The sequence below is a fragment of the Pelosinus baikalensis genome (assembly GCF_020819555.1).
Taxonomy (GTDB): domain Bacteria; phylum Bacillota; class Negativicutes; order DSM-13327; family DSM-13327; genus Pelosinus; species Pelosinus baikalensis.
Genome location: NZ_JAJHJB010000031.1, coordinates 13,232 through 31,895, shown reverse-complemented (window position 1 = coordinate 31,895; position 18,664 = coordinate 13,232). Strand labels below are relative to the sequence as shown.

At 40.4% G+C, this 18,664-nt stretch carries 18 protein-coding genes and 1 other RNA gene; 1 reads left to right on the top strand and 18 read right to left on the bottom strand.

Annotation, left to right across the window (positions count from 1 at the left end; genetic code table 11):
* Positions 1 to 119: 119 nt before the first annotated feature.
* The 7 genes from LMF89_RS18385 to ssrA form a co-directional block, all read right to left on the bottom strand.
* Positions 120 to 515: a PEP/pyruvate-binding domain-containing protein gene (locus LMF89_RS18385; protein ID WP_439651942.1), complete on the bottom strand. Its 396-nt coding sequence runs from the start codon at positions 513 to 515 to the stop codon at positions 120 to 122.
* A gap of 67 nt (positions 516 to 582) precedes the next feature.
* Positions 583 to 1,665 (bottom strand): ATP-binding protein, encoded by a 1,083-nt coding sequence (locus LMF89_RS18380; protein ID WP_229536347.1) that lies wholly within the window; start codon positions 1,663 to 1,665, stop codon positions 583 to 585.
* Positions 1,666 to 2,109: 444 nt separating this feature from the next.
* Positions 2,110 to 3,048, bottom strand: a complete 939-nt coding sequence (locus LMF89_RS18375) for a tripartite tricarboxylate transporter substrate binding protein (RefSeq protein ID WP_229536372.1) — start codon at positions 3,046 to 3,048, stop codon at positions 2,110 to 2,112.
* Positions 3,049 to 3,379: 331 nt separating this feature from the next.
* Positions 3,380 to 3,724: a hypothetical protein gene (locus LMF89_RS18370; RefSeq protein WP_229536346.1), complete on the bottom strand. Its 345-nt coding sequence runs from the start codon at positions 3,722 to 3,724 to the stop codon at positions 3,380 to 3,382.
* A gap of 55 nt (positions 3,725 to 3,779) precedes the next feature.
* On the bottom strand, positions 3,780 to 4,040 hold the full coding sequence (locus tag LMF89_RS18365; RefSeq protein WP_229536345.1) for a hypothetical protein: 261 nt from the start codon (positions 4,038 to 4,040) through the stop codon (positions 3,780 to 3,782).
* 248 nt (positions 4,041 to 4,288) lie between these two features.
* Positions 4,289 to 4,786 (bottom strand): hypothetical protein, encoded by a 498-nt coding sequence (locus LMF89_RS18360; RefSeq protein WP_229536344.1) that lies wholly within the window; start codon positions 4,784 to 4,786, stop codon positions 4,289 to 4,291.
* A gap of 71 nt (positions 4,787 to 4,857) precedes the next feature.
* Positions 4,858 to 5,204, bottom strand: a transfer-messenger RNA (tmRNA) gene (gene ssrA, locus LMF89_RS18355).
* A 302-nt stretch (positions 5,205 to 5,506) separates the two neighbouring features.
* Between ssrA and LMF89_RS18350 the strand changes: the two genes are divergently transcribed.
* Positions 5,507 to 6,421, top strand: a complete 915-nt coding sequence (locus LMF89_RS18350) for a DMT family transporter (RefSeq protein WP_229536343.1) — start codon at positions 5,507 to 5,509, stop codon at positions 6,419 to 6,421.
* Between the two features lie 6 nt (positions 6,422 to 6,427).
* On the opposite strand, the gene LMF89_RS18345 is transcribed toward LMF89_RS18350, so the two are convergent.
* From LMF89_RS18345 to pyrG, 11 genes are all read right to left on the bottom strand, one after another.
* On the bottom strand, positions 6,428 to 7,186 hold the full coding sequence (locus LMF89_RS18345) for an amino acid ABC transporter ATP-binding protein (RefSeq protein ID WP_304622617.1): 759 nt from the start codon (positions 7,184 to 7,186) through the stop codon (positions 6,428 to 6,430).
* 12 nt (positions 7,187 to 7,198) lie between these two features.
* Positions 7,199 to 7,852, bottom strand: a complete 654-nt coding sequence (locus LMF89_RS18340) for an amino acid ABC transporter permease (protein ID WP_229536342.1) — start codon at positions 7,850 to 7,852, stop codon at positions 7,199 to 7,201.
* Between the two features lie 172 nt (positions 7,853 to 8,024).
* Positions 8,025 to 8,807: an amino acid ABC transporter substrate-binding protein gene (locus LMF89_RS18335; protein ID WP_007953970.1), complete on the bottom strand. Its 783-nt coding sequence runs from the start codon at positions 8,805 to 8,807 to the stop codon at positions 8,025 to 8,027.
* A gap of 404 nt (positions 8,808 to 9,211) precedes the next feature.
* On the bottom strand, positions 9,212 to 10,117 hold the full coding sequence (locus LMF89_RS18330; RefSeq protein WP_229536341.1) for a peptidoglycan DD-metalloendopeptidase family protein: 906 nt from the start codon (positions 10,115 to 10,117) through the stop codon (positions 9,212 to 9,214).
* A 207-nt stretch (positions 10,118 to 10,324) separates the two neighbouring features.
* On the bottom strand, positions 10,325 to 11,290 hold the full coding sequence (gene glpX, locus LMF89_RS18325) for a class II fructose-bisphosphatase (protein WP_229536340.1): 966 nt from the start codon (positions 11,288 to 11,290) through the stop codon (positions 10,325 to 10,327).
* 147 nt (positions 11,291 to 11,437) lie between these two features.
* Entirely contained in the window at positions 11,438 to 12,079 is a 642-nt protein-coding gene (locus LMF89_RS18320; protein WP_229536339.1) for a hypothetical protein, read from the bottom strand.
* 185 nt (positions 12,080 to 12,264) lie between these two features.
* Positions 12,265 to 12,666, bottom strand: coding sequence for a response regulator (locus LMF89_RS18315; protein ID WP_229536338.1), 402 nt, complete (start codon positions 12,664 to 12,666; stop codon positions 12,265 to 12,267).
* Positions 12,667 to 12,773: 107 nt separating this feature from the next.
* Positions 12,774 to 15,122 (bottom strand): COG1470 family protein, encoded by a 2,349-nt coding sequence (locus LMF89_RS18310; protein WP_229536337.1) that lies wholly within the window; start codon positions 15,120 to 15,122, stop codon positions 12,774 to 12,776.
* A 133-nt stretch (positions 15,123 to 15,255) separates the two neighbouring features.
* On the bottom strand, positions 15,256 to 15,837 hold the full coding sequence (locus LMF89_RS18305) for a Yip1 family protein (protein ID WP_007953964.1): 582 nt from the start codon (positions 15,835 to 15,837) through the stop codon (positions 15,256 to 15,258).
* On the bottom strand, positions 15,838 to 16,788 hold the full coding sequence (gene sppA / locus LMF89_RS18300) for a signal peptide peptidase SppA (protein ID WP_229536336.1): 951 nt from the start codon (positions 16,786 to 16,788) through the stop codon (positions 15,838 to 15,840). It abuts the gene before it with no gap.
* A 229-nt stretch (positions 16,789 to 17,017) separates the two neighbouring features.
* Complete coding sequence (gene pyrG, locus LMF89_RS18295; RefSeq protein WP_007953962.1) at positions 17,018 to 18,622, bottom strand: CTP synthase; 1,605 nt, start codon at positions 18,620 to 18,622, stop codon at positions 17,018 to 17,020.
* Positions 18,623 to 18,664 lie beyond the last annotated feature (42 nt).

Genomic DNA, 18,664 nt, shown 5'->3' with positions numbered 1-18,664 from the left:
GCTGCAAAAACTGCTCATCCGTCAGAGCTTGCCTATTCTGCCGCTCAGGCGGGATCTCCTGTTCTTTCGTACCACCATCTTGTAAGGCATAAATAGCCAGCTTCTTGGTGGATATCTTCTTATCGATAACCTTGCCTACACACTTTATAGATATCAGTATTCACCAGGCCGGAGACCAAGGCCTCACCAAGTCCGAAGCTGGCATCAATGGATACCACTTTCCGATTGGAAGTGACGGGATCGGCAGTAAACAAAATTCCTGCCGCCTGCAGGAAGACCATCTTCTGAATAACCACGGACAGGTGAACTTTACGGTGGTCAAAGCCATTTTGAATGCGGTAAGTGACTGCCCTCTCGGTAAACAGCGATGCCCAGCACTTGCTGATATGCTTGAGGTTTGCCTCCTTGCCGATAATGTTCAAATACGTATCCTGCTGACCTGCAAAGGAGGCCGTCGGTAAATCCTCTGCAGTTGCGCTGGATCGTACTGCTGAGGCAAATATCGCCGGTGGCAAGACGATAAGCGAATATTAGTTCCTCCTTTTATTTATTATCACAAGGGCTACGGAATTGATAAATATATTACAGGGGTAAACTGACAATAAAGGAGCTGCCTTTTCCCAGCGTGCTTTCCACTTTTATTCTTCCGCCGTGGACATCTACGATCCACTTAGCGATAGACAGACCAAGGCCAGTACCACCCTCTTCACGTGACCTTGCCTTATCCACTCGGTAGAAGCGTTCAAAAATTCGATCATTTTCTGAAATTCCTTCCCCTGTATCGCTTACAGCAATCATAACAAATGATTTCGGAGTAGCTGTCCTTGTGAGCAAAACATCCACCTTACCGCCGACAGGGGTATATTTTATCGCATTATCAATCAGAATCAAAAGCAGTTGGCTTATTCTTTCGCGATCAGCCATAATGGGCAGCATCTCTTTACCGCGCATTTCCAATTTGACCCCTTTTACAACCGCTAATGGCTGTACTGAACGAATAAGGGTCTCTGCCATAGCAGCCAAGTCGAATTTCTCTTTTATAATATTGGTTGCTCCAGCATCCGCCCGTGCCAAAGTTAATAAGTCGGTTACCAGTTTGGTCATTCTACGGATTTCACTGTTCATGTCATCAAGCACTTGAGTGGAGAATGATGATAGCTTTTGGTCTTTATCGTTCTGCACTGCCTCCACGGAAAGCTTGATGACACTAAGAGGCGTGCGCAGTTCATGGGAAGCATCGGCGACAAATTCACGCTGCCGGAAAAAAGCCTGCTTAATTGGAATCATTGCCTTCCCCGCCAGTAGGTGTCCGGCAAAAGCGGCGATGATAAGAAAAATAATAGAAACCGCAACCATTATGATCAACAACATTTTTAGCATGTGACAATAAGCGCTGATATCTTCCCCTACAAAAACAGTGCCCAGTACTTGGGATCCGTCATATATTTTCATGCTGCATAACATGACCACGGCTCTGTCGCCATCAGCAAGACGAAATTTCTTCAGTTCAACTTCCCTATCCGCCGCGTCCCATTTGTGTATAATGCGTAACACACCGCTTTGAATTACATGAGCTGGCTCCTCGGCAGCAGCCAGCTGCCCATTAGTATCGAAAACATAATAAAAAATCTTGGCACCGTGATCGCTATCCTCAGTTTCCTTCATTGTTTAACTATCTAACTAAATCCGACAATCCCCTTGTGTATAAGCATCAAAAAACTTATAGCAAAAAACCCGCGAAATTCGCGGGTTCAATTTATTTTCCGAATTTATTTGTGGAGGCGAGGAGAATCGAACTACACGCAAAATATTTATCTTTCATATAGTTTACAAAGATAGATAAGTTACGTGGTTGCTTCATTTATTCTACTTACAATAAGCTCAGCCAACCTACGATTATAAATATCTGGATGCTTATCAGGATTAAAGTTGATGATTGTTACATGTGCGGTAAAATTAGGATACTTTTTTGTGATCGTAAATGGAGACTTAATTGTCATAAGTTTTACCAACCTTTTACTCCTTATTATTTTCCCCTATTAGTGTAATTATGCAGAAAAATACCGTCCACCTAATTAAAGATAGACGGTACATTCCTTCTAATTTAAGTTATTTTTTTTGATCCTTAACTCGGTCTAAAATGCCAGTTTCTTGTACTATTTTAGTTAGTTTTACGTTATCTTCTAGCCATTTATTTTGGGATTCCTTAGAACCTAAATATTCAATTTCAACTCCAAGGGAGTCCATACTGCTTTTAAACTCTGAATCGGAAATCAATGCTTTAAATCCTTCGGTTAACTTCGTTTTAACTTCTGGTGGTAACTCTTTAGGAGCTGCTATTCCATGGCGAGTATTAAATACGACATCAAGCCCCTGTTCTTTAAATGTTGGTATATGTGCTAAAACTGGGTCAGTTAATCGTTTTTCGGATGATACTGCTAATGCTCTTACTGTACCGCTTTTGATTTGTTCTCTGACTGATATCGGAGGCATAATAGCAATTTGAACATGTCTACCTAATAAGGCAACTGTTGCTTCGCTAGTACCATTAAAAGCAACTTGCTCAATATTGATACCTGCACTTTTTGCAAAAGCTTCACCGACTACATGTGCCATTGAACCTAAGCCCCCATGACCAAATTTTATTTGTCCTGGGTGCTCTTTAGCATATTCTATTAATTCGTCAATATTCTGCCATTCGTCTGATTGAACTAACATCACAAAAGGCGAATATGAAATTTGTGCAATAGGATCTAATGCTGTTAGATATTGATACTTAGTTTGCCCATATAACGGCAGAAGTAGTAAGTCAGTCCCAGTTATGCCAAGCGTATACCCATCAGGATTAGAACAAACTAATTCATTCCACCCAATGGCTCCAGCCCCACCAGGTTTATTTATAATAACCAAGGATTGACCAAAGTATTTAGGCGCTTCCTTTTCCATAGCCCGAGCTAAAAGGTCGAATCCTCCGCCAACACTAAACGGTACAATTACAGTAATAGGCTTTTCAGCGAAATTATTAGGGGCCATTATAGTTTTTTCCATAGTTGTACAACCTCCTATTATTATTGAAATAAGTAACAAGTATACTGCCAACGAAATCAATGATTTTTTTTGCAATACCATATTCCTCCTTCCATATTACAATTTGTTATAATTTTACTCTAAATACAATATAAGTAGTTTATCATTAATATTTCTCCAATAAATGGGAGAATCCTTTTTATTAAGTCAAATTAAATCTAAATATAGCAGGATTATGTTAAAATTTTCATGTGGATAAACCTGTGAATAGTGTGTGGATTACTGTGGATAACTTTATACGATTGATAACGGCCGTCCCTGGGATGTTTCAAAATGGCAAGCGCTTGCCGATTTAAAATATAATAAATAACTTATCCGTTTTCCTAGTATACTTTACTTCCCATCCCGAACTATTACCTCCAAAATGGTGCTCATAACTTATTGCAGCGTTCTTACTAAAATTACGCTGCAGCTCTACAGGTATATACCGATCACCACCATGCTGACCGTAGCCAGCAGACCATTCCCAATTACGGTAATTATTGTTTTTAAATACGGCCACGTCATAATTAGCCTGTGGCGTTTTATTTGTGTTGGTGGTTACAATTGTATTATCAGTCTTTTCGAGAGCTGCAGGTGGTAAGGTGGGATCTCTATCATTTATACGTTTGGCTACATCTTCGGCTGCGGCCTGCACACTTGGCGCCTGCACGGTGAACTGGTTAATCGGCTGCGCCTGGCCCGTTTGAGCCTTATTTATAAAGTTGCAATACGTTTTTGTCCTTTGCTTGCTGCTTACTTAACACAATTGCCTGCTGCAGCTTAGCTTCTGTATCAGCATGTTTCTGCCAAGCGAAATAGCTGGCAATCAGTAATCCAATTATAACTATAGCTACAAAAATTATAGCCGCTACTCGGTATTTACTACCAGTAGCGGCCGTTACTTTTTCTAGAATTTGCTGGGCTAGTTTTATCAGTTCTTCTCTTAGCGATTTATTGCCTACATTTCTCAAATCATTGATTCCTATTCCTTTTTCAGCCAAATACCTATTTATATATTCATTCACATTTAACTGATCTATTTCTTTCTCTTGTTATAGTAAGCTTAATCAATTCAATTCCTTACCGGCACTCCAAAGCTCATTCTCACTCAAGTCAATGTCTTCGTGAGCGCCCAACTTGTAAGCGCCAACACCTCTCTTAGCATGATGGCGACTATCCCAAATCACAATATCGATTGCATACCACCTGTCACTTCGCTCTAATAAGTATATAATTCACCATTTTCTTTTACTATATTTTTGCAATTACTAACATAGGTTTTCGTCCCTGCTTCATAGTTACATTTTGCGTGACTAAACGCAATGTTCTCCATGCTGTAAAAGAGTTTAGTAGGCTCCTCACTTAAGAGCCAAGATTCCTTATGGTCAATGGTAAACTCTTCAATGTTATCGATGATCTCGCCACATCGAAAACAAGTATCCATCCCACACTTTTTGGCTAAATCAAACATTAGTAGTTTGTTAAGCCTTGATTTAGCTGTACTAAGCTTTTCGCCAAGTAATTCTTCGATCTTTTTTGTTCTGCGCTGGTAGGGTTTGAGACCATCTCGTGGGCTATTATGTCTTACTTGATTTGCATAAATCCCAGTACAACTACGACTGCAAAAAAAATAATCTCTCCCCTCTTTTCGCTGCCGTCGTATTTCTTTTTCTTCTTTTTCAAACTCGATTCCACATTGGCGACAAGTTACTTTCATAAAACAAAACCTCCACCTAATGTATAATAGATTTTATCTCTATTATACATTAGGTGGAGGGGATATTCAATTGGTGGAGGCGAGGAGAATCGAACTCCTGTCCAAAGGCATTACTACATGGGCTTCTCCGAGCGCATTCTGTACTTTAACATTCGCTCCATTGACGCTTACAGACGAGCTTCGCTGGTGCTATCTCTTTAAAATTTCCCAGTCGGTCCGCGGAGAATTAGACCTCAGGTATCCTGCATCGTGACGTCCTATCCTTCTCCGCAGGAGGGGAGACGGTAGAACGTTAGCATTAAGCTGCTAAAGCGTATTCGTTGTTTTCAATTATTGTTTTTCCACCGTATTGCGGGCTGATGGAATCCCGGCTCGCTACCCATGTCACAACAACCCCTGTCGAAACCATTACGCCCCCGATTTCAACATTGCATGATAATGACTCGAAAACTATGCGTGTACGCTTCAACACACATAACTCTCCTGTGTATCATTATGTACTTATTATATCATACAATCAATCAATCTACCAACTATAAGTATTACCATTTATATAAGATCATCATGTTAGCATTTATCTTCAATAACAAATTTTAAAATACTCAATTTTTGAATAAGGCAGAATAGGATGTAACAAAATAAAAATTTCTATATCAAGTCTTTTATCCAACTCACAGGAAATTACTTTTATAAGCAGGAATATACTACAGAACAAAGGAGATGATTCCACTGAGTCAACAATATTTAGGTGCTTTATTAGTCTTATCATCGGCTGCGGGCTTTAGCACTTTGGCAATTTTTATTAAACTTGCATATGGCGCAGGTGCTAATACCCTTACTATACTGACCATGCGTTTTGTATTGGCATCCTTATGCCTATGGCTGTTATTACGTTTTTTAAAGATTTCACCTCGTATTCCAATCAAAACTGCAATCAAACTCTGTCTAATGGGAGCACTGGGCTACGGCACTATGTCTTTAGCATTTGCTGCTTCTCTGCAATACCTGCCTGCTTCCTTATCTGAAATGCTGCTCTTTACCTATCCTACGATCGTGAGCGTTCTTTCTTTCCTGATTGGCGATGAAGAATTTAGCTGGCAAAAAGGTGCCTCTCTTGCAATTTGTTTACTAGGTCTTTTTTTTATTTTAGGCGTCTCATTTACTGGTCTTAGCCAAGTAGGCATCCTGCTGGGCTTAAGCAGTGCCATTGTATATTCTTGTTATATTCTCATTGGTAATCGAGTGCTAAAAGATGTTCATGCATTAGTTGCCACCACCTATGTATCTTCCGCTGCAGGCCTTGCCTTTGCTGCTTACAGCATTACGACAGGTCAGCTTATACTGACAGCTCTTCCCCTCCACGGCTGGCTGGCGTTAGCAGGAACAGCTATTTTCGGGACTATTTTAGGTATTTTGGGATTTTTTGCTGGCATTACAAAAATCGGAGCAGCTAATGCTTCGATCATCAGCACTGCTGAACCAGTCCTGACAGTCCTACTCTCAGTGTTAATACTAGGAGAAGCTCTTACACTCCTTCAAAGTTTAGGCGGCATTTTGGTTATTGGCAGCATATTGCTTTTACAACTATGTACGAAGAGCACCAATGTCAAAGATGAAATTCTGGAAATAGGTTAAGTATTTTTATAACATACTCTTTAAAAATGCTTGTGTGCGCGGCTGCTCTGGATTGTTAAAGATTTGTTCCGGTGTGCCTTCTTCCACAATATCGCCGTTATCCATAAAAATAACACGTTGAGCCACTTCACGGGCAAAGGCCATTTCATGGGTTACAACGATCATTGTCATATGTTCTAAGGCAAGCTGACGCATGGCTTTTAATACTTCTCCCGTCAACTCTGGATCAAGGGCAGATGTGGGCTCATCGAACAGCATGATATCAGGCTTCATCGCTAAGGCTCTTGCAATCGCAACCCGCTGTTTTTGACCGCCTGACAATCTTGATGGATAGCTATTCTTTTTCTCAAATAGTCCTACCTTTTTAAGCAGTTCTTCCGCTTCGGGAATAATAAGCTCTTTTTTGATTCCTTTCACCAACATCGGCGCTTCGATAATATTATCGATCACTGTCATGTGAGGAAATAAATTAAACTGCTGAAATACCATACCCATTTTAAAACAAATTTCCCGAGCCTTTTGCTCTGAAACGTACTGGCATTTTCCCTCTGTATCTTCCGTGGCAAGAATTTCACCCTCAATTTCAATTGTTCCCTGGTCAATGATTTCCAATCGGTTTAAACACCTAAGAAGAGTACTTTTACCAGATCCAGAAGGTCCAATAATAGCCACTACTTCTCCTTGTGTGACTTCAAGGCTAATGCCTTTTAAGACTTCAAGATGATTAAACTTTTTGTGGATATTTTTCAAACGTAACATATTCATAAAAACTCACTCCTACTCATCGTATGCTGCATAGCGCTCTTCCAATTTATTAAATACCCATGTTAATACCAAGGTCATTGCCAAATAAAATACAGCCGCAATAACAAAAGGGGTCATATCAAACTCTCGCTGTACGATGGTTCTAGCAGTTCTAAGTAAATCATTCATGGCAAGAACATAGATGAGAGATGTGTCTTTCACAAGTGTAATGGTTTCATTACTAATGGGCGGTACTACCCGTTTTAAGACCTGGGGAAGTATGATTCGCCTCATCGTCTGGACATATGTCATACCTAGTACTTTACTTGCTTCATATTGCCCCCGTTCAATAGATTGTATTCCCCCACGAAAAATTTCTGCAAAATAAGCTGCATAATTGAGTATAAATGCCAGAATAGCTGCTGAAAAGTCCGGTAATTTAATACCGATATAAGGCACTAAAGGTAACGCATAATATACAAATAAGAGCTGGAGCATGAGGGGTGTACCCCGCATCAACCATATGTATGTCTCTACTAAAAAGCTAATAGGTTTGTATTTCGATATACGAGCCAATGACAAAAGCAAGCCTAAAGGCAATGAAAGCACTAAGGTAATAAAGAACATTTGTAGTGTCACATTGACTCCATCCAGCATAGGCCCCATCATGGTTATTATTTTTTCCATTCATCTTCTCCTCTTTCTTGACTTTTAAAAATACAGCTTCTATTATATCATATCTCCATGGGTGATTCCGTAAGAAAAATCCTAGGCATCCTTTAAAACATACACCGCAGAGGCGCAGAGAACACAGAGAAAAGATAGAAGGCTAATGGCATCAACCATTAGCCTTCTATTGTTACTTAACGATGTCTGACCCAAACCATTTCTGTGATATTTTAGCAGAAGTTCCATCTTTTTTCATTTCATTTAATGCTTTCTGCATTTTATCCCGGAGGTCTGTATCTTCTTTTCTAAATCCGATACCATATGTACCGACTTCACCGATGGGCTTTTCAATGGCTACGTATTTATCTTTTTCCTTGGACATATAATATCTGCCAAGTATTTCATCTGTAACAACCGCATCAACTCTACCTGTGTTAAGATCCATAAATGCAGCAATAAAGTCTGGATATACTTTGAAATCTTTTAAAGAGTTTTTCAATTGAACGTCTTTTAAAACTTCTTCTTCACCAATACTGGCTTGCTGTACGCCTACCACTTTTCCGCTTAAATCAGCTGCACTTTTAATAGGAGAACCTGCAAGTACAAAAATCAATTGTTTACTTTCCATATAGGGATCACTAAATAATACATTTTTTTTCCGTTCTTCAGTTATATTCATACCATTCCACAAGGCGTCAATCCGTTTAGCACTTAATTCTGCTTCTTTACTACTCCAGTCAATCGGCTTAAATTCCACTTCCATGTCGAGTTTCTTAGCTGCTTCTTTAGCCATATCTATATCAAAACCAACGATGTTATTTTTTTCATCTCGAAAACCCATAGGAGGAAAACTATCATCCAAGCCTATTACAATTTTCTTCTTTGCTGCCCCCTTGGTGTCAGCGCTGCCGCATCCTGTTAAAGCCATACCTGCCATCATAAGTAATAATACCAACGCAACTATTTTCTTCATGTATAAATCCCCCACTCCATATAATTAACCTATGTTTAACATTATACTTTAGTTCGGTAAAATTTAAAAGCGTTAAATTAATGCTTTTGTGAAATTTAAAAGCATTTTTCTTGATTTATCTCTTCCAAACGTACTATTTCACCTAATTTATAAGAATTACATTGCTGATCTTCTGACCTTCACATTTCAAATCTCTATTGAAGGCATAAAATAATCGAACCACAAAGACGCAAAGGACACAAAGAGGGCACAGCGGTATTGCGCCTTTGTGGTTCATAATATCTTATTTTTTCTACCTACAAAACTTATGAAATTACAACATAATAAAATAGCTAAGAGCGTTTTTGTCGCCCCTAGCTATTTTTACAATCCACTATTTAACATTTAGCAGATATTGGCCTCTATTACGGCAGCACATTATATGGATTGATCGGTGTACCATTTTTTCGCACTTCAAAGTGCAGGTGGGGTCCCGTAGAATATCCTGTATTCCCCATAGCGGCTATACTTTGTCCAACTTTAACATATTGTCCTTCTGATACATAAGATTCATTTAAATGACCGTAAACAGTGGTATAACCCTGCTCATGCTCAATCATGACAACACGACCATACCCACTAGACCAGCCAGAATAACTTACCCGCCCAGAACGAGAGGCTCGTACAGAAGTACCAATATCATTAGCCAAGTCAATCCCGTCATGATTCCGTCCCCAGCGATGCCCAAATCCAGAGGTCAGCTCTCCCTCCGTCGGCCAGCTAAAGCGATTACCACTGCCACGTGATACTGTGGTTTCAGCTCGCGCCAATAATCGTTCTGTTTCCTTCGGTTTCTTTCCACCTGGGATAAACAAACTCTCACCAATGGATAGGTCTTCATTCTCTTTGCCATTCGCCTGCAATATCGCAGCAACCTCAACATGGTAGGCATTAGCGATCCACCATAACGTATCCCCTGTACCAGCAGTATGCAATGCACCCTTTTGAGGCAAAATTACCAATTGGTCTCCTGGATGAATATCAACATTCAGATCTGGATTTGCGCCTTCTAACGTATCAACATCAATCCCATATTGTTCAGCAATCGTACTTAATGTCTCACCTTCTTTTACGGTGTGCATCGTCTTCTTCGGAACGGTTTGAACAGCCTCAGTTTCAGGTTCAGGACTTAGATCTTGTGCCACTTCTACTTTTTCTTCCGGTACCCCTTTTGGAATATGCATTGCTCCAAAAAACAATGCTCCAATTCCAAATAGGGCAGCCATTGTATATAAGAACTTAGGTTGTTGTTTTAGCCAAGCCAAATTCACAGCATCGCCTCCGCTTTTTATGAAAACTGATGATATTGTATCTTCTTATATTCTCTCTTCACATAATATATCATAAACAGCAATGAAAGTATTTATGCATTATTTTCCTATTACGCAAACTAGACTTGCCTTAAGGCAAGTCTAGTTTGGTATGAAATTAGGAAACTTGCCTGCTAGATCCTTACTTAACGTAAACTCAACTATTTCTTATGTGCGTTTAATCGCCATTGATTTACGCTCAAATTTGTGGATCGCATCTACAAAACGTACCGTACCTGTTTTATAACGCATTACAATGGAGTGAGTACGAGCACCGCCGCCAAAATAACGTACGCCATTCAACAAATCACCTTGGGTAATGGCTGTTGCAGCAAAGAATGCATCGTCGCCTTTCACCAAATCATCAATAGTTAATACTTTATGAATATCGGCGATACCCATTGATTTAGCCCGAGCAATCTCTTGTTCATTTTCCGGACGCAAGATACCTTGCATATCGCCGCCAAGACACTTGACTGCCGCTGCGGCAATTACACCTTCTGGTGCACCGCCTATACCAATCATCATATGAACGCCTGTACCTTCAATGCATACATTAATAGCAGGAGATACATCACCATCTGTAATCAGCTTGATTCGTGCGCCAGCCTTACGCGCTTCGGCAATAATGCCTTCATGACGATCCCGATCTAAAATGACTACAGTTAAATCTTCTACCTGACGTTCCAGAGCAGTGGCTACGGCCTTAAGATTTTCCGTAACCGAAGCATTAATATTGACTTTACCTGCCGCCTTTGGACCAACAACGATTTTGTCCATGTACATGTCCGGCGCATGTAGTAAACCACCGCGGGAGGCAATTGCCAAAACAGCAATGGCACCAGGTAAACCTTTTGCGATAAGATTCGTCCCTTCAAGAGGATCCACTGCAATATCTACATCCAGACCGCCGCCACCTACTGCTTCCCCAATATAGAGCATAGGAGCTTCATCCATTTCGCCTTCACCGATAACAACCTTACCATTGATATTAACACTATCAAAAGCAGTTCTCATTGCATCAACAGCTGCCTGATCTGCTAAATTCTTTTCACCTTTTCCCATCCAGCGTCCTGAAGCAATAGCAGCCGCTTCTGTAACACGAACAAATTCCAATGCAAGTTCACGATCCATTTCGTAGCATCTCCTTTTCCTATAAAAATCTATTGTTCTATGAATAAGCAATAAAGAAGACCCGGCTTATGCCAAGTCTTACGAATTGCTAATTGGAACCAAATATCTGCTTCAACGCGTAAATGATTGGTGATTCGATGCCAATTATTAATGTTTCCGATGTGAACGCCGCGGAGGAATAATTTCAATGGATTCTAATCCTTCAACATACGCTAAATCTTTTTCACTTTGCGCTGGAATCATAAGATAACCACCACATTGCCCACATTCTAATTCAATACCTTCCGGCAATACTTCAGCACCAATTGCATTACTGCCGCAACGGCAATATACTTTTCCCTTTTCTGCAATGTCGTGTATTTTATTTAATGTTTCAAACATTACCTGAGGATTTTGAATATAATCATCATATTCATCGATATCCATGCCCAAGGACATTTTTTCAAACTCAATTTTATATTTGTCAATGGTTTCAGAAATGACTTGCCGATTCCCGATGAATCCCAATTCAAAATTTTCCTGCACACAATATATTTTATCCATAGCCACATGCCAAAAACGATTATGTTCAAGACAAATTACATGATTTCGCTGGCACAAGACGCAGGGAATATCCAATAAACACTGACGCTCACCAACACTTGTAATAGAGGCTTGTATTTGACCACAACTGCAAAACAGCTTTTTGCCAGCCGTATTCTTTAGGTCGAACCTTGAAATATCATGCATGTGCAATTTCCCACAACGCGGGCAATATAAAGCCAGTGTTGCAACCGTGTTGATAATCATATACATCCCCCTTTCGATTATTCATTTCGCCAAACAATAAAAAAATCCTGCCTCTATTCAAAAAACCCTCTAACGCAAAGAATACTAAAAACCATGTTTTTCTAGCCAAATTCATTTTACAGTACAGTCTAATCTGTCATTTTTCTAAGAAAAACACCCAAAGAATTTTCTTTGGGTGCATGCTACTAACCAATTTTCAATTCACATTCTTTATTATTTCCAGAAATCAAAGTAGCAATCATAGAACATAAGTCAATAATATCAAAAGGTTTGGTAATATATGCATAGGCTCCTAATTCCTTGGCGATATTAACCAATTCTAATTCACCATATGCAGTCATCATAATCACTTTATTTGCTTGATTTAATCGTTTGAGCTCCCGTAGTGTTTCAATTCCGTCCATCCCTGGCATTTTCATGTCCATCAAAATCAAGACAGGTTTGAGATCTTTCACTTTTTGTATGCCTTCATAGCCATTAGCCGCTGTATGAACTGCATCCCCTTCTTCGCTTAGAACTTCCATCAGTAATCTTCTAATGCCTGGCTGATCATCAATAACCAATACTGTATGTTTGATATTAGACATTCTTAGCCTCTCCTTATTTACTTTATATCCGTTTATGTTCTATGTTATATGTTTATTCGCACAAATCTAAAAATATCCTCCTATATAATGGGAAAAAATACTTTTTGTCAATTTTTTTTGTATATTTTTTCATTTAAAGAACGAATTTGCGTTATAAACTTGGCAACAAGTTCATTATGATATATTTTTACAGTATATACAGCGGTTTTATCATCTACTGTAAATAATATATCATTAAAGGGAGTAGGTAGCCCCCAAGTACTATAAATAGTCTGTCCATTTTTTAATATACTGATTCGATAGGCACTATTGTGTAAGTACAACGGATATTTCATATTTACGCTATGAATATGATTCGCATCAACAGGAATGTCCCGCCCTAAAATTCGGATGTTATACTCAGCAACACCAAATCGATCGGATCGTCTTGCACCATAAACCGCCAATAACTGAGGTGTGTAATAATCCAAATAATCTGCAACCAATTCACTAGCAGTTCCAAAGGTTAATAAACCTTTATTGACATAAGATTCTTTTATATAGGCTAAATGATCATCTAAAGCCTGAAATTGCCCTCCCTCAAGGCTTTGCCAATCTGTCTGCCCCATAATAAACATAGCATGTGTGAAACCGACAATGGCATGCACCCCGGGCTTTACATTGGAACTGCCCGCAGTAAAATAGTTCATGCCTTGATCTGTTTTTTCATTCATGATGGATGCGCTTTGACTATCATATGCAATGGGTTCTTTTGGTGTGGGGCGAAACTCCACTACCCCTAACTTTAGAAGATCCTTTGCAGGAGCATTAATATCATCAGCAGCCGCAAAATAAATTTCCCGTCCGTATTCACCTGAGGTGATACCTCCTGCATTTCCATCAGCATCACTGGATCCTAATAGGCCAACTTTCTTATACGCATTCGTACTCATCGCCTCTTGTTCGCTGCCATTGCCAAAATCAAAAGAGCCTGCTCGAGCTGTTAGTAATTGCCCTTGGGAAGAATTGGCCGACAATTGATCTACGATTGCCTGATACTGGTATAAGATGCCAGTTCGGCTGTTATAGTCACTAAAATTGCCTTCATGTTCTATAGAATGAGCCCAACCATGTTTTAAATGATTGGCCCAAAATCCGTCAACTGCAGCATTATAGGACAGAGCATTGCTAGGCAGATAAGGGTCATAATCGGAATGCATATGAATTCCATATTCATGACCTTTTCCAGATTCTTGGATGACGGAGTTTCTAATCGCTGCTACTACCTTAGACCACTCACCCAAGGTTGACTGACCTGCGGCCCATTGAGCAGCTTTAACAGCCGGCCAAGCAATATAATGGGTCCACTTTGCCCCATGCTTTTCAGCTATTTCATTGAGTTTTTCCGCTTTAAAAACCATTTGTCCCAAAAATTCCTGTGGGTCCAGCCACCCATTGGCATTCCCCCAGGCTTTAGCGTAACCAGCACCATCAATGGGTTCTAAATCTTCGGTCATTACATAAAAGATTTTTCCCGGTCTTGTATCCGCTACCTTTACTCCGATTTTTGACGATAGCGGCACTTCATTTACACGAAAGCCAATGGACCAAGGCTGATTTAAGTTTACGCTATCAGGTCTTTGCGCTTGAATCTGCCAGCTAACGCGTTGTTTCTCCCCTGGGGCTAAACGTGCAATCGTCTTTGTGACTTGATCTACTGCAACTAGACCGTAACCATAAGGTTCCTGAAGGCGCACTGCCACATTTTCCAGAAGTTCTTGACTTTGATTTTCCACATCGGCTTCAATCGTGAGCCAATCTCCCTGCTTGACAGTATATTTTAGCATACTAGGAGTCAGTGCTACAGCTTTCGTGATATCTATGCCCGTCGTAAACTGAGAAATAAGAGCATGCTGTCCCTCACTCACTTCTACGCTGAGACGATAGGTTACTGCATCAGATGAAACAGCCTGTGGCAAATCAGCTAACATTTTGGAGAAATAATGAGTTTCCTCGATCCAGCCGCCTTGATAATTATTATAATATCGCCTATCCTGCCACTTTTCGTGAGCAGTGTCAGGAGGCAGCTGTCCTGTAAAAATAGAGCTCGTTTCGCTGAGAAGATTCCCCTTATTGTCAAAAGCTGCGAATCGAATCCGCCCTCCCCCTTGCGTAGACAAAAACTCTAGTCTTATATTTGCAAAGGCTGCCGCATCGGCTTTTACCTCCACGAAGTATTCAATCTTGCCCTGGTTCCCTGCTACCAGTTCCAGCATCGTCCCTTGACCTTGTGCTGCCATCACTCGATAGGAATTTCCCGCTCCCTCTTGTTGTAATTGTTGGGAGAGTCCCCACTTCATGCCTTCCTCTGGTGCAGCTACGCTAAGACCAGCAGTTGGCGCTGGTGTTTGACTCGCACATCCTCCAAGCAGGAATGCTAGGACGAGCACAAGGATTGTAATTTTACCCCATTTCATTTCATCCTACCCTTTTCTATCCATTATTGAAATCAATATTTTACATGACAATTATCAGGAATGAAATCCCTGCATTTCATTCCTGACAGATTAACGATCAATACTAAACTTTTACTGCTCCCACATCTATCGGTTACAACCACATGGGCATTTGTGTCACAGCACTGCCGATAAAGGTAAAAGCAATTGCACATACCACTAGGATGGCTAATACAGGAGTGATCATGACCATCATTGCCTTTGCTGTGGAGAATTCATACACTTCTTTAATCGCTGTTATCGTCAGGAAAAATGACCATCCAAAAATTATCAAAGCAGCAACCGCCATCATTATGCTTTTCAAACTGGCTGGCAATAATGCAGCAATTACCCACAATGGAACGATAAATACTTGTGGAAACTGGGCAAATCCCAGTGTAGTAAATAATCCTAATCCTGTGCCTCTGCCACCAAGAAATTCAGCAATCAAATGCCATACAGCAGCTCCCATAAACCACATGAGCATACTGCTAACAATTTTAAACCCGATAACAAAGGGAACCATAGCAGACATGCCAACATCCTGCATACCAAAATACAAGGCCCATAAGGGTATCACCAGGCTAAGGAAAAAGACGATCACAGCCTGTGATATATTTTTCTGCTCGGCAATCATCTGCATTGCTATTTTAGGTTGGAATAGCACATCATACAAAGCGTCGAAGACATTCCCCATTTATTTCACCTGCCATTTTTCTGGCGCCGCTTCCAAAGGAACACCTAGATTCAATTGATTTCCAGCCTTTTGAAATAAAAATTGTTCTAGCAGCGTACTTATTTTCTCACTAGGACCAAACACCATGTTCCAAGGAGATGTTTTGCCAAATTCTTTTATGGTTGGTTTCCCTTCAATACCTGCTAATTGACTGGCACCATCAATCGCATCATACATATTGCCTAATTCATCTACCAGTCCAAGCTGCTTGGCCTGATTACCTGTATAAATACGTCCGTCAGCCAGTTTCTTCACCTGTTCTTTGTCCATCTTGCGTCCTTGGGCTACTACGTCTACAAATTGATTATAGATATCATCTACCATAACTTGAATAATCTCTCGTTCTGCATCCGTCATTTGCCGTTCAGGAGACAAAATATCTTTGTGGGGTCCGCTTTTAATTTTCTCTTGATAGATACCGACTTTTTTGTATAACTCTTCCCAGTTGGCGTAAGGCATATATACACCAATACTGCCTGTCATCGTAGTCGGGTTTGCATAAATTTTATCCGTACATGCTGCCAGCCAATATCCGCCAGAAGCAGCAACATCCCCCATGGACGTTACTACTACCTTTCCTTGAGCCCGCAGCTTCTTCAATTCTTCTCCTACTTCCTGAGAAGCTGCCGCGCTCCCTCCTGGACTATTTACTCGTAAAACCACAGCCTTTACCGATCCATCATCTCTAGCCTGGTGTATTTGTTTAATAATTTGATCGGTGCCACCTTGCTCCATGAGCACACTGCTTTGGCCTCGGCCGCCGATAATAACACCATCCACGTAGATGATACCAATCTTATCCGACTGGCTGACTTTTCCCTTATTCTTAGCACCCAAGCCATGAAAAGCCAAACCAATTAATGAAAGTACGATCACAATTCCAATCACAATGATAACTGACTTTTTATACATAGACAAACCTCCTTATTTTACAAAACCTTCGACAAAGTTACCTATGCGAAAAACGCTTCACGTCCTTTAAAACATATAAAACGAATCGGACTACAAAGACGCAAAGGACACAAAGGGGTTATTTATATTTTTTGTCACTCCTTTGCGTGCCGCATCAGCGGCATTAAAACGTATCCTTTGCTTACAAAAAAGCAACTGCCGGAAATAAGTCCAACAGTTGCTTTTTTTACTACTTGCCGTTCAGAGCAGCCTTAATAAATTCTCTGAATAATGGATGCGGGTTGGTCGGACGTGATTTAAGTTCTGGATGAAATTGAGTACCAACAAACCATGGATGATCCTTAACCTCTATAATTTCTATTAATCGACCATTTGGCAAAGTACCACCGATCACAAGACCAGCTTGAGTGAGCTGCTCACGGTAGGCATTATTAAATTCCCAACGATGACGATGACGTTCATAAATGATTTCATCTTGATAAGCCTGACAGGTTAAGGTATCTTCCGACACCTTACATGGATAAATCCCTAAACGCATAGTGCCGCCTTTTTCTTCTACGGCCACTTGCTCGGACATGAGATCAATTACCGGATACTGAGTCTCAGGATTAAACTCTGTACTATGAGCATCTGCCAAGTTGCATACATGACGGGCAAACTCAACAACAGCACATTGCATACCTAAGCATAAACCGAAAAATGGTACTTTGTTTTCCCGAGCATACTGAATGGCTTTAATCTTGCCTTCTACACCCCGATCACCGAAACCGCCTGGTACCAAAATACCGTCAACATCTGCAAAACACTTTTTAAGGTCCACAGATGCATCCTCGATTTCTTCTGCATTGATCCAATGAATTTGAATGGCAGTGTCATTGGCAATACCTGCATGTCTTAAGGCTTCTGCCACGCTCAGATATGCATCAGGCAAAGCCACATACTTACCGACAATTGCAATTTTTACTGATTTCGAAGGATTAATGATTTTATGAACCATTTCACGCCAATCTGCCATATCGGCATCACCAGCATCAATTTTAAGCTTTTCTAAGACAATACGATCAAGGCCTTCCTCTTGCATCATCAAAGGCACTTCATAGATGCTGGCTGCCGTTTTATTTTGTATTACAGCATCGGAATCAATATCACAGAAAAGAGCCAATTTATCTCGCATATCAGATGAAATATCATATTCCGTACGACAAACAATAATATCAGGCGTAATACCAATACTTCTCAGTTCTTTTACGCTATGTTGTGTCGGCTTGGTTTTAAGCTCTCCTGCAGCAGCAATATAAGGCAATAAGGTGACATGAAGATACAGTACATCATTGCGCCCTACTTCTTTTTTTACCTGGCGGATCGCTTCTAAAAAGGGAAGGCTTTCAATATCGCCGACAGTACCGCCAATCTCAGTGATGACTACGTCCGCATTATCTTCTTTGCCAACACGATAAACACGTTCTTTTATCTCATTGGTAATATGAGGAATAACCTGCACCGTACTCCCCAAATAATCACCTTTACGTTCTTTATTAATAACAGACAAATATATTTTTCCTGCTGTTACATTGGAGCTTTTACTCAAATTAATATCAATAAAACGCTCATAATGTCCCAAATCCAGATCAGTTTCCGCTCCATCATCGGTAACAAATACTTCACCATGCTGATAAGGACTCATGGTTCCTGGATCAATATTAATGTATGGATCAAACTTCTGGATCGTTACCTTTAGCCCGCGATTCTTTAGCAACCGCCCCAAAGAAGCAGCAGTAATACCTTTACCAAGTGAAGATACAACCCCCCCGGTAACAAATATATATTTTGTCATAGTCCTATTTCCTCCTAAAAATGCCTTTAACAGTATATGTCA